Consider the following 11768-nt stretch of genomic DNA (forward strand, 5'->3'; position numbering starts at 1 on the left):
TAAGGGAAGTTAGTTGTGTTATACACTAACTTCCTTTTTTGTATTAAATCAGGTAAAAATAGATCCCGATACTGTGGACATGGTAACATTTTTTTAAAAAATTTATCAGCAAGTTGGCTTGAATAAACAGCAAAGCTCTGGAGATAACAAGTGATTGAGCACTTTGTGATTCAGTTCGTAATAACTCCAGGTTCCCCTTGTTTCTTTTGTAATGATGTTGGCATCTAATAAAATCTTTAAATGGTAAGACAATTTAGATTGCGCCATATCAACTAAGGGAGCAAGATCGCATACGCACATGGCCCCTTTTTGGGTTAAAATATTCATGATTTGCAGTCTCTTTTTATCAGCAATCGCTTTGAATTTTAACTCATACTTTTCGAATGTTGAATCCAATGATATGTCTGTTAATGGAATTTCTCCTTGCACCATTTTCACCTGCTTTTTAAATCAAATAATCTTGATGCATTAATCATATATCCAATATTTACAAATGTCAATGCCTTTAATCAAAAAAAATTGATTTAGTGGTTGTGATTAGAAAAAATTGTTAATATACTAAGAGCATTAAATCAAAAAAAGTTGATTTAATAGAAATTAAAAAATGAAGGAGATGGAAAAAATGAATTTTATTAAAGGGTTGTTTGGTAAAAAGAGTTCATATTGCTGTGGAGTTGAAATGAAGGAAGTTGAAAATACACAAGAGGAATCTTGTTGCGGTCAATAATCTTCTTGCTGCTAAAGTAATTTGATTGGAGGGGATGTTTATGAAAATGCATGTCGGGATCAATGTTACTGATTTAAAGAAGTCGATTGAATTTTATTCGAAGGTTTTTAATGTGGGGCCGGTAAAAGTAAAGCCAGACTATGCTAAGTTCTTGCTCGACAATTCCTTTACACCAAAGCGGATGTTGAGGACTTGACGACGGAGTCGGCTTGTTGTGCCACTGACCCTGAACCGGTTAAGGTAGAAATAATAAATCCAACTTGTTGTTAATAACAATCAAAAAGATGAGCTTAGTTAGAAAAATAACTTTAACTCATCTTTTTTGATTACAGCCGATTAAGGACCCTGGGAATAAAGTCTGCATAGCTGTCAATGTGAAAATCTGCTTCAATGTTGGGATTTTGATAGGCAACGGTTTTGATGTTCAGTTCCCTTGCAGGAATTAAATCCAATTCCCGGTCACCCACAACCAAATCAATGTGATGGCGTTTAAGAACAAATTCATAAGAAGAACGATGAGGCTTCCTGGTAAAGCCTTGTTCTTCAACCGAAACAATTTCCTTAAAATATTTCATTAAGTAATATTTTTCGAGCAGATAAATCGTCGATTCCTTGTCGCGATGGGTCACAATCACATTGCTCTCGACAGCTGCTAAGGCATCCTCTATATGATCGAACGGCTTGCTGATCCTTTTTGAGTGATAATTAAAATATGTTTGGTACTCACCCCTGCGGCTTTCATCAATGCCATAATGTTTGAAGGCCGTTTTCGAATCTTTTTTTAACCACTGTAAAACCTCTCCCCGGTCAAGGTCTTGTTGGGCTAATTGAACGAAACCTTCCACCAATGCCGGATAAGTATCAAAAAGTGTTCCATCGAAGTCCCATAGGATATTAATTGTCATCACTCTTTCATAAATTTTTATTGTAAAAGCGTAACATATGGTAATTTAAAAAGGAAGATGAATAGAAAAAGAGTGATTCAGATGAAAAGGATAATGTATTTGATTACAATTGTTATTGTCATTTTATTAGGGCTTGCCTCCCGAAAATACGGCCAGTTCCTGCCGATCTTTATCGCCGAAAACGCCGGGGACGCATTGTGGGCGATGATGGTTTATTTCGGATTCCGCCTCTTGCTGGTGCGGAAGAGCATTCTCACCGCCATAGGGCTCAGCCTATTATTTAGTTTCGGGATTGAGTTCAGTCAGTTATATCAAGCCGGCTGGATTAATGAGATTCGAGGGACGATGCTTGGGGCATTAGTATTGGGAAAAGGGTTTCTTGTTGTGGACTTGTATCGGTACACTGCAGGCATTTTGATAGGAAGTTTCTTGGATAAGATGGCTCATAATGCTCAAATTCTAAAAAAGTGAAGGCGCGGTCGATAAGAGAGGTTTAAAACGCCCGAAGCCACGAAAAAAGTGAAGGCACGGTCGATAAGAAAGGTTCAAAACGCCCGAAGTTACGAAAAAAGTGAAGGCACGGTCGATAAGAGAGGTTCAAAACGCCCGAAGCCATGAAAAAAGTGAAGGCGCGGTCGATAAGAAAGGTTCAAAACGCCCGAAGCCACGAAAAAAGTGAAGGCACAGTCGATAAGAGAGATTCAAAACGCCCGAAGCCACGAAAAAAGTCCAGGTACGGTCGATAAGAAGGTTCAAAACGCCCGAAACCACGAAAAAAGTCCAGGTACGGTCGATAAGAAAGGTTCAAAACGCCCGAAGCCACGAAAAAAGTCCAGGCACGGTCGATAAGAAAGGTTCAAAACGCCCGAAACCACGAAAAAAGTGAAGGCACGGTCGATAAGAAAGGTTCAAAACGCCCGAAACCACGAAAAAAGTGAAGGCACGGTCGATAAGAGAGGTTCAAAACGCCAGAACAATAGGAAAAACTATCTACTCGGTCGATAGTTCAGTTTACTTCGGACAAAACGGGTTAAGAGAAAGGCAAAAAAGTCCGAAGTTAGGTGGGAGTTCGGTAGCCTAATAGAAAAAAGTCTAGCCCGAATTCTAGTAGGCTAGACTTTTCAGGATTTTAAGCCTTCATCACCATGGCCGCCTGCTCCCATTTTAACCGCTCTTCACGGTTCGGATCGTTGACCACTTCGCTCTCCAAGTTAAAAATCATCGTTGGGCGGAAGTTCAGATCATACTTTGGCCACAACGGCAGGTCATCCGTGTTTGGATTGCTGTTGCGCGCGAAGTTAATCCAAGCCTGATGCATTTGGACTGAGACCAACTTCCGTTCCGGAGAAGAACCGGTGAAGTTTGTCGTTTTTGGCTTATCCAGCGTGTTCCAAACAAATGGAATCTCTAACGCATGGGTCGCCTTAAGGGCACCGTCAAATACAGGGGTTTCCCAATCAAACCGATACATCCAAACCGGCGCACCTTGATTTACTTGCAGCTCTGCGAGTTTTTGTGCGGGATAGGTAAAGATATGAATCGTTAATAATTTATTGAAAAGTTCCTGATTTAACGGACCACGGAATTGATTGGATAAAAGCGGCAATAAAGGTCCGAATGTTTTTTCAAAAAGTTCCTTGGCCTTCGCCTCATCCGCATCCTTCCACTCAGTGTCAAACACTGTAAATATATTAAACTCATCCTTGTTGGTGCCAATCAAAATTGCGACATCTTTTGCTGAACCACCAGCTATCGCCTCATGTGGATGCTTTGGCAATGATACACCATCCACCACAGGTCCCAAGCTCATCGCCGGCAGGAGGTCGGCCGCTTTTAATAACTGATCAACCGGCATTTCCTCTAGTTTTGCTAGATTCGTAGGTTCCACCTGTAATGCTGCTAATAGATGACTAGCGACTTTTGTCGCAGTCGCGGAAGAATGGGCATTTGCCGCCGCGCCGCTTTGTAAAATTGCTTTTTGGAAAAGGCCTTGTGCGGATGGGAATCCAAGCAATACTCCAACACTCATGGCCCCGGCAGATTCTCCAAAAATGGTGACATTGTTGGGGTCGCCGCCAAACGCCGCAATGTTCTCCTGGACCCAGTTCAATGCTGCCACTTGGTCAAGAATTCCGCAATTCCCAGATGTCGCATATTCTTCACCGCCAATTTCTGCAAGGTGAAGGAAGCCCAAGACTCCAAGACGATAGTTAATCGTCACAACGACAACATCACCTTGGGCGGCGAACGAAGAGCCATCATACCAATGGCTGGATCCGGAACCGGAAACAAAGGCGCCGCCATGAATCCAAACCATAACAGGCCGTTTTTTATCATCAGCCCCCGGTGACCATACATTTAAATACAGGCAATCCTCATTTACATTCGAGACATCATTCCCGAAAAACTCCATGATCTCCCGTTGTGTCTGTGGCGCGACAGGTGAAAATTGGGTGGCATCACGGACGCCTTCCCAAGCATCCGGCCGTTCCGGAGCGCGAAATCGAAGTGATCCAACTGGAGGCTTTGCAAATGGAACCCCTTTCCAAGTAAATACTCCATCAACCTGTTCCCCTTGCAGTTTACCGTAAACGGTCTCAATAATTGTTTTGGACATTGACCTTCTCCTCTCACGATACTTTTAGTATAATCCCACTTTGTTACTATTAATTGATATTCTAGAAGAATACGGTATTTTCCTGTTAATTACAAATATTTTGAAACTAAAAAACGCTCATTTACGACAATGAGCTCATTCTTCAGCTATATACTGATAATAAAAGGATTGGTCAGGTATAAGGCCGGCAAGCATCATGGCAACCCTCAAACTTCAGGAATTTCAATAGGCCGCTGAATTTTTTCAGCGGCCTATCCCAGTTCCATTTCTTATTTCAAGTTTCCTATTTAAGTAGGCTCAAGGGTTTTATGTATCCTTGTTTTTGTGGTCCCGGTGCTGCAGTACTGGCTCCTCCTTCGCCATGTACCATGATAGCCACACATGCTATCCCCTCTGAGTAATACTATACCCGTTAATTGTTACCAATTAATGACGTAAGTGTGAATCGTCGGTTAAATGTTTATGACAACTGAAACTATTTGCCCTCAGCTCATTCACGATTTCTCCGGTTCAGGATTTATACTTTAATTAAATCTTCAAATTATAATATATTATCGAGAATGTCCATCCTGCCAAATGAATGAATATCAGAATTCCTAAGACAGGAGCAACAGTCAGCTTAACGCCGAAAATAAATAAAATAAATAAAATGTAAATGGCCACAAGAGTTATTTTCCAGGAGGCTGCAAGCGATTTTACCGAGATTTTCTCATATCTTTCGTCAAGCCCTCTCTTGCGCGCTGCCTGTTTACGTCCCCACCATAGTCCGAATGCACCGCCTAATGCTCCAACTAATAAGCCAAACAAGCCAAGCATTTGATCTAAACTCATATTTATTCACTTCCTTTTTCAAAAATAAAGACGTCTTCAATCTTACAGCGAAAGACCTTTGCTATTTTAAACGCAAGTTCCAATGAGGGATTATATCGTCCATTCTCAATAGAAATGATGGTTTGTCTCGAAACGCCTATTTGTTCAGACAACTGTTCTTGCGTTAAACCAAACGATGCTCGTAATTCTCTTATCCGATGTTCCATCTCACACCCCTCTTTTTATGTAAAGTAAACTTTACGTAAAGTGTACTTTACATGAATGGATATGTCAAGGGACCTTTACATAAAAATGTAAGTATTTGGAATGCTAGGGTTTGTGTGAAGAAAGTTTATTTTTAAAAATTTAAACAGATAATTAGTAGGCAATCTCTGTCAAGAATCATAGTATTCTGTAGGTATTCCAATAACGAGCTCCTTTGTAAAGTTTGGGTCAATTTTCCGTAAAAGTACTAAAATTATTATTTTGTTGTATTATAATTTTTTAAAAAAAGGAAAAGTTTTCAAAAAGATGCATCACGAGGGGGGATTTTTAAATGACAGCGGCTATTATTTTGATCGCAGCAGGGGTTATCATTGGTGTTATTTTAATCACAAAAAATCGACCAAAACTAAAAAAGGAGAACATCCCGGCCAACTTAGGTGTGCTAAGTAGCGTCCCGCTAAAGCCTCTATTCGATCAGTTAAACTCAGCGTTAAGCGATGACTATATCCGGATGGTTAAAATGCGCTACCTTGAGGATTACCCGAAACGGAGCGAGGACGAATTTGAATGGCTGTTGTTTGAATTAAAAAGATATTTCATCATGGCCAACCTGTTAAAGAAAGCACCGATGTTCAGTGATACAGTTGATGAAATTTGGCATGAGATGATTCTGTTTACGAGGAATTATGAGCGCTTTTCTGAAAAATTTTTAGGGAAAATGCTGCACCATACCCCGAACACAACCCCCGAGCCGGCGCCGCAGGAACGCGCCTTTTTTGACTGGGTGTTTTCGCAGCTGTTTGAAGTGACCCAGTTTAGCTGGAACACCTGGGGGGACTTTTTCAAATATCCGCTTGCGAGTGAAGTATTAAAAGATTTTAAGGATAAGTCTGATGAAGAATTGATTAAAACCTATTTCCGGCAGACTGATGGTAATCGGGAATTGTTGGAGTACTTGATTGGCAGGATGAAGGAGCAGTTAGGCGTTTCAGAAAAAATGTACCGGGCTAATCCGAGAGGTTCTTTTTTAAAACAGCGGAGATATGGCGATATGACGGCCCTGTCGTTTATGATGGTGTTCTTCTCATATTATTATTTTGATGAATATTGGCAATACGCAAAAGTTTATGCTTTTGCTGAAGCTGCCAAATATACAAGCGGCTGTTCGAGCGCTGTTTTTTGTGGCTCCGCCTCATCGGATGATTCAAATTCGGGCGGCGGAGGCGATCATGGCGGTAGCAGTTGCTCTTCATGCTCAAGTTGCGGCAGCGGGTGTTCGTCTTAAATGTAAGCCCTATTATAAATGTTCATTCTACTTCTGAAAGCGGCATCGGATTTGCCAGGGCGTGGACCCGCCCATGACAGCACGGATGGAGTTTCCACGGTGGATATTGAATCAATACAGCTATAATATAGTGGTATGGCAGGGGGGCCAATCCTGGACTGTGTGAGTCTGTGGGAGTCAGGCCCCTGATTGTTTAGAAGGAGGGGATTTTCTTTGACAAAAAAACGTGCGCGGGACCTTGGCTTGCCGTTCCCTGGGAAAACTGGAGAGTTTAATGCCTTAACGGATGTTCCCGGTGTGGAAATCGGATTTACGACCATTATTGAAGGGGAAGGGCCGGTTGTGATCGGGAAAGGGCCAGTCCGTACAGGGGTTACAGCGATATTGCCCCGGGGAAAAAAGGATGGGATGCAGCCAATTTGGGCCGGTTTTTATAGCTTAAATGGCAACGGCGAGATGACCGGAGTGCATTGGGTCAACGATGCAGGATATTTCCTTAGCCCGATTTGCATCACCAATACCCATTCAGTTGGAATTGCCCACCATGCAACAACAAAATGGATGATCCAACAGTACGGCGAACAATTCAGCCAGGAGCATTTGTGGGCCATGCCCGTGATTGCCGAAACCTATGATGGTGTCCTGAATGACATTAACGGGCAGCATATTCTGGAAGAACATGTCCTTTCAGCCCTTGAAAGTGCAAAAACCGGTCCTGTCGCCGAAGGCAATGTCGGCGGGGGGACCGGAATGATTTGCTACGAATTTAAAGGCGGAACCGGGACCTCTTCACGTATCGTTTCGGTTAATGGGGAGGAGCATCATATCGGTGTGCTGGTCCAAGCGAATTTTGGCTTGCGTGATTGGCTGACCATTTTGGGAGTTCCTGTCGGAAAGCATATGCCGAAGGAAAAAATCTTGGATAAGGAGCAAGGGTCGATTATCGTCATTATTGGAACCGATATTCCGATGCTCCCACATCAGCTGCGGAGGGTTGCCAAACGCGCGGCCATCGGAATTGGCAGAAGCGGAACTCCTGGAGGTAACAGCTCGGGTGATATCTTTCTGGCTTTTTCCACAGCAAATGAGATGGACATTCCTCAAAAATCGCCTGATAGTCTCAAAATGAAATTCGTCAATGATGATCGATTTGACCCTATCTACGAAGCAGTTTGCCAAGCTGTTGATGAATCGGTGATAAACGCTTTGCTCGCAGCCGAAACGATGACAACCATCAAACCATTTGGCCAAAAAGTCCATGCCATCGACCATGAAGAGCTTTTGCGGATTATGAGGCAGTATAATCGGATAGGGTAATGCAGGGGCAGCCATTCAACAATGTTGGCTGCCCTAATAGCTTAAGAAGCAGGGGGCAGGGGCCAATTGAAGGCATATCTTACAATTTTGTGAAAACGATTGCTACATCCTTTTATTTAGCTTCAAAATTCGACCTTTAATGCTATAATTTTAGCAACTTCATTTTTTGCTTCCTATTTTCTTCATAACATAAACTCTCTAACTGATTCCTTATTAAATGAAAATTAAATAACGAGAAAGGTTGATGCATGACATAGGTAACCAAGGAACGCTCGACAAGGTCGTTGAGTTAGTCCAAGCTGATGCGAAAGCAAAAAAATTCCGGCCGGATTATGATGTATCGGAAGAATTAAAGGGGGAAATGGTGAGCGAGGTTTTTCGGGATTATATGATGTTTGCCCTTGACCGGTATTATGAGGCTTGCCTTCCAATGGTGAATGAGTATGTGGATGAGCACCAACCGCGAAGAAAGAAGCGCCCGAGCTTACTCCATAACTTATTCTGGTTTCGAATGATGTATGATGCCAGCATAGACCCGCATGATAATAGTATCGAAGCGTACATCGCGGAAAACTATCATGAGCTGCATAGAAAGCCATTCATGATTTCCTGGCTTCGGGAATGCGCCAAGGCGGTACCGAAATTCTATTATATGGGCCCAAAATTACATGACCGGATATTTTTGGCCATTGATATCCTTGAAGAAAAGCCGCTGGATGTGATCGTCTATGACCCAACTGCTATCCCGCCAAAAACAGGAGAAATCGCCATGGGCATCCTCATGCCATTGGGCGGCGGCTTATTTTTTCCCATTGTCGATTTCTATCATTTTGATTATCAGGCAAGAGAGGCGATGGGAAGTTGCTTCCATCACCACTACAACAAGAATTTACAAGATTCCAACATGCACGTAGCCTTTATCCACGTCCTGTCAGTCATGCTCCAAATCGAAAGCATGGTTTTTAACGAGAAAAAGGAAAAGCCGACTTCAAAATAACTTCTTCTTTGAAAAAGTTTCTTTCAGCTACTTAATACCATATATTTATGTTAAAATTTTCAAAAATAGGCATCGATAACAAATCCGCTAATGCAGGAGAGGATTAGAATGAATTTATATTCAAAAGAATCGATGACAATAGATGAGTATTTTAAAATTCGCGAAGAGTCGGAGCGTTATTTGGAATATATTGATGGACTCGTTTATATGTCGCCTTCGCCCTCTACTAAACATCAGCGACTTTCAAGCAGACTTCATCTAAAATTGGGAAATTTTCTGCAAGGAAAGTCTTGCGAGGTTTTTTCTGCACCATTTGATATTGAATTAAAAATTGAAAGTATAGAAGGGACGAAAATCGTCATCCCGGATCTCAGTGTCATCTGTGAAAAGAGAGGATTTACCGAATCTCGTTATATCGGGGTGCCAAACCTGATTGTTGAGATCTTGAGCCCCTCCAATCAGTCTCATGACCTGGTCACGAAACTAAATCTTTATATGAATTATGGTGTCATGGAATACTGGATTGTCAACCCGATGCTAAACGCTGTGACAGTTTATTCTCTGTATGATGAAAAAATGTATGAACAGCATGATATGAAGATAGAAATCGGAGTGGTAACCTCGAAATTCCTAGAAGGGTTCAGTGTTGATTTAAAGGGATTTTTTGAATAAACGGGGCAGCCCGGGCGATTCATAGCCAGTTGATTATTCGCCCGGGTTGGGCCCCGCAGTCAGTGTTGGTCTCGCTCCATTTTGCAAATCGGCAATCGTCAGGCCAAAGTCCATTTGCAGGTGAGGATAATCTTTAAACTCCGGCCAATCCCCGCCCCATGCAAAGCCCAGCGCTTTTGCTATTTCTACTACCTCATCCCAGTCAGCTTTGCCATTTTTATTGCCATCATATTGCATATCCCAAATAACATCGCCGGAAGCATTCTTCAGTGCAAAATCAACCGCCAGCCCATAATTGTGAAACGACTGTCCGCCTTTTGCATTCGTGACAATTGGTCCGCCAGCCGTTCGCCCTTTTTCATATAGAAGATCCTGGTCTGCAGCGCTGCGAAAGCCATCGGTAATCACCACCACGATCCCCTTATCCGCAGCTTGCTTGATTACTTGTTTTATATTTTCCTTCACAACAGGATGAAGTTCAGACGGCAATGGAGTACCATTCGGCGTTGAAGAGTGGGAAAATTTATAAAAAAAGATGACCACCGAGGCAATCACCACTAATACAAAGACTGTACGTCTAGATTGTTTACGCTTCACACCACATATTCCTCTCATAAATGATTTCATACATTAAGACGAAAAACGTTTGTTCATAGTTTCATATAGTAAATATTATCACAGCCCAGGCAAGTGGACCTGGCTGTTGATTTTTACGCCGGCATCCTTTTGTTTTTAATAAGCAGTAGGTTAATATGGTAAAGGGAATAGAATTAGTAAGTGAAGGTGAACTTTATGAAAAAATATGCGCGGATTTTTCAAGGGACTGCTTTTACTAGCAAGTCTCCCAAAGAGGTAGCGGTTTTAAAAGACCATCTCTTTTGTATAAACGAAAACGGAATAATAGAAAGTGTGGTTGGACCGGAAGAGGCTGATTACCAGCCGTTAGTGGAGGCTTACCGAGGTGGGGGAAACTTTCAGCGCCTTGCAGAGGGCCAATATATATTGCCTGGTTTTGTGGATTTGCATGTGCATGCCCCGCAATGGGCCCAGTCCGGAACCGCATTGGATATTCCGCTCTACGATTGGTTAAACACCTATACCTTTCCGGTTGAGTCCAAATTTTCGGACTTGGATTTTGCCCAAAAGGTGTACCGGGATGTTGTCAGTACCCTGCTCGCAAACGGGACCACGACGGCCCTCTATTTCGCCACTGTCCATAAACAGGCAAGTTACCTGCTTGCTCAAATTTGTGCAGAAAGCGGGCAGAGAGGTTTAGTCGGAAAAGTGGTGATGGACAACCCTGAGCAAACGCCTGACTATTACCGTGATTCTGATACGCCAACAGCATTGGAGGATACGGAGGAATTTATTTTAGCCGTAAAAGAACTGTCGAATACCACAAAACAGGGAGTCTACCCGGTTGTCACTCCACGGTTTATACCAAGCTGTACAGATGAGACGTTGAAAGGACTGGGCGAATTGGCTGCCAAGCATGATACATACATTCAATCGCATTGCAGCGAAAGTGACTGGGCCCATGGGTATGTCCAGGAACGTTTCGGCAAAAATGATGCCTTTGCCCTCCATGATTTTGGGTTATTACGTGAAAAATCCGTTATGGCACATTGCAATTTTTTAAATGAACAGGATGCAGCGTTATTTGCGGAGACAGGAACGGCCATTGCTCATTGCCCAATCTCCAATGCCTACTTTGCCAATAGTGTCATTCCGATTGCCCGCTTTCTTGAAAAAAGAGTCGAGATAGGTTTGGGAAGCGATATTTCTGGCGGGTTCTCGCCGAACTTGTTCGATAATGTCCGCCAGGCAGTCATGTCTTCGAGAATGTTGGAGGATGGCGTGAACCCGGATCTTCCGCCTGCAGACCGCGGTGTCCCGAATTCCCGGATTACGGTGAATGAAGCCTTCTATCTGGCAACAGCCGGCGGCGGAGACAGCTTAAGCCTGCCCATCGGCCGTCTTGAAAAAAATCATGCATGGGATGTTCAAATTATCGATACTGTCCTAAGCACGGCCAAATTACCTCTTTATGATGATCATGAGGATCTTCTTGATGTATTTCAAAAAATGATGTACTTGGTTCGTCCTGAAAATATTCGTGAAGTTTGGGTCCAAGGTGAAAAGGTGCACTCACGCTAGTAGCGCTAGGGGTAGTTGAATTTTTTTGAAAATATTCACTGAACAAATCAACAAGC

12 protein-coding genes and 1 pseudogene are annotated in these 11768 nt (G+C 42.7%); 7 read left to right on the plus strand and 6 right to left on the minus strand.

Annotation, left to right across the window (positions count from 1 at the left end):
- Positions 1-105: 105 nt before the first annotated feature.
- Entirely contained in the window at positions 106-432 is a 327-nt protein-coding gene (locus M3234_RS22325; RefSeq protein WP_262306822.1) for an ArsR/SmtB family transcription factor, read from the minus strand.
- Positions 433-767: 335 nt separating this feature from the next.
- Here M3234_RS22325 and M3234_RS22330 point away from each other — a divergent pair.
- Positions 768-887, plus strand: a pseudogene (locus M3234_RS22330) (VOC family protein); the annotation flags it as partial.
- 166 nt (positions 888-1053) lie between these two features.
- Here the strand turns inward: M3234_RS22330 and M3234_RS22335 are convergent.
- On the minus strand, positions 1054-1632 hold the full coding sequence (locus M3234_RS22335) for an HAD hydrolase-like protein (protein WP_262306823.1): 579 nt from the start codon (positions 1630-1632) through the stop codon (positions 1054-1056).
- Between the two features lie 81 nt (positions 1633-1713).
- On the opposite strand from M3234_RS22335, the gene M3234_RS22340 reads away from it, so the two are divergent.
- Complete coding sequence (locus tag M3234_RS22340; protein WP_262306824.1) at positions 1714-2103, plus strand: ribosomal maturation YjgA family protein; 390 nt, start codon at positions 1714-1716, stop codon at positions 2101-2103.
- Between the two features lie 658 nt (positions 2104-2761).
- On the opposite strand, the gene M3234_RS22345 is transcribed toward M3234_RS22340, so the two are convergent.
- The 3 genes from M3234_RS22345 to M3234_RS22355 all read right to left on the minus strand — a co-directional run bounded on the left by M3234_RS22345 (position 2762) and on the right by M3234_RS22355 (position 5286).
- Positions 2762-4249: a carboxylesterase/lipase family protein gene (locus M3234_RS22345; RefSeq protein WP_262306825.1), complete on the minus strand. Its 1488-nt coding sequence runs from the start codon at positions 4247-4249 to the stop codon at positions 2762-2764.
- A 528-nt stretch (positions 4250-4777) separates the two neighbouring features.
- Entirely contained in the window at positions 4778-5080 is a 303-nt protein-coding gene (locus M3234_RS22350) for a hypothetical protein (RefSeq protein ID WP_262306826.1), read from the minus strand.
- A gap of 2 nt (positions 5081-5082) precedes the next feature.
- Positions 5083-5286, minus strand: a complete 204-nt coding sequence (locus tag M3234_RS22355; protein WP_262306827.1) for a helix-turn-helix transcriptional regulator — start codon at positions 5284-5286, stop codon at positions 5083-5085.
- A 329-nt stretch (positions 5287-5615) separates the two neighbouring features.
- Between M3234_RS22355 and M3234_RS22360 the strand changes: the two genes are divergently transcribed.
- The 4 genes from M3234_RS22360 (at position 5616) to M3234_RS22375 (ending at position 9555) form a co-directional block, all read left to right on the plus strand.
- Positions 5616-6569 carry a glycine-rich domain-containing protein gene (locus tag M3234_RS22360; protein ID WP_262306828.1) on the plus strand — a complete coding sequence of 318 codons (954 nt, stop codon included), beginning with the start codon at positions 5616-5618 and terminating at the stop codon, positions 6567-6569.
- Between the two features lie 213 nt (positions 6570-6782).
- Complete coding sequence (locus M3234_RS22365; protein WP_262306829.1) at positions 6783-7886, plus strand: DmpA family aminopeptidase; 1104 nt, start codon at positions 6783-6785, stop codon at positions 7884-7886.
- 244 nt (positions 7887-8130) lie between these two features.
- Positions 8131-8883 carry a hypothetical protein gene (locus M3234_RS22370; RefSeq protein WP_262306830.1) on the plus strand — a complete coding sequence of 251 codons (753 nt, stop codon included), beginning with the start codon at positions 8131-8133 and terminating at the stop codon, positions 8881-8883.
- Positions 8884-8991: 108 nt separating this feature from the next.
- Positions 8992-9555: a Uma2 family endonuclease gene (locus M3234_RS22375; protein ID WP_262306831.1), complete on the plus strand. Its 564-nt coding sequence runs from the start codon at positions 8992-8994 to the stop codon at positions 9553-9555.
- 33 nt (positions 9556-9588) lie between these two features.
- Here M3234_RS22375 and M3234_RS22380 read toward each other — a convergent pair whose 3' ends face one another.
- Positions 9589-10098 (minus strand): M15 family metallopeptidase, encoded by a 510-nt coding sequence (locus M3234_RS22380; protein ID WP_396953982.1) that lies wholly within the window; start codon positions 10096-10098, stop codon positions 9589-9591.
- A 249-nt stretch (positions 10099-10347) separates the two neighbouring features.
- On the opposite strand from M3234_RS22380, the gene guaD reads away from it, so the two are divergent.
- A complete protein-coding gene (gene guaD / locus M3234_RS22385) occupies positions 10348-11712 on the plus strand; it encodes a guanine deaminase (protein WP_262306832.1) in 1365 nt (454 codons plus the stop codon).
- Positions 11713-11768: the final 56 nt, after the last annotated feature.

The sequence above is a fragment of the Neobacillus niacini genome, from assembly GCF_023715785.1.
GTDB classification, from domain to species: domain Bacteria; phylum Bacillota; class Bacilli; order Bacillales; family Cytobacillaceae; genus Neobacillus; species Neobacillus niacini_E.

Excerpts from the sequence above, each read along its gene's own strand:
- M3234_RS22325 (WP_262306822.1), bottom strand. The coding sequence starts at position 432 with ATGGTGCAAGGAGAAATTCCATTAACAGACATATCATTGGATTCAACA.
- M3234_RS22335 (WP_262306823.1), bottom strand. The coding sequence starts at position 1,632 with ATGACAATTAATATCCTATGGGACTTCGATGGAACACTTTTTGATACT.
- M3234_RS22340 (WP_262306824.1), top strand. The coding sequence starts at position 1,714 with ATGAAAAGGATAATGTATTTGATTACAATTGTTATTGTCATTTTATTA.
- M3234_RS22345 (WP_262306825.1), bottom strand. The coding sequence starts at position 4,249 with ATGTCCAAAACAATTATTGAGACCGTTTACGGTAAACTGCAAGGGGAA.
- M3234_RS22350 (WP_262306826.1), bottom strand. The coding sequence starts at position 5,080 with ATGAGTTTAGATCAAATGCTTGGCTTGTTTGGCTTATTAGTTGGAGCA.
- M3234_RS22355 (WP_262306827.1), bottom strand. The coding sequence starts at position 5,286 with ATGGAACATCGGATAAGAGAATTACGAGCATCGTTTGGTTTAACGCAA.
- M3234_RS22360 (WP_262306828.1), top strand. The coding sequence starts at position 5,616 with ATGACAGCGGCTATTATTTTGATCGCAGCAGGGGTTATCATTGGTGTT.
- M3234_RS22370 (WP_262306830.1), top strand. The coding sequence starts at position 8,131 with ATGCATGACATAGGTAACCAAGGAACGCTCGACAAGGTCGTTGAGTTA.
- M3234_RS22375 (WP_262306831.1), top strand. The coding sequence starts at position 8,992 with ATGAATTTATATTCAAAAGAATCGATGACAATAGATGAGTATTTTAAA.
- guaD (WP_262306832.1), top strand. The coding sequence starts at position 10,348 with ATGAAAAAATATGCGCGGATTTTTCAAGGGACTGCTTTTACTAGCAAG.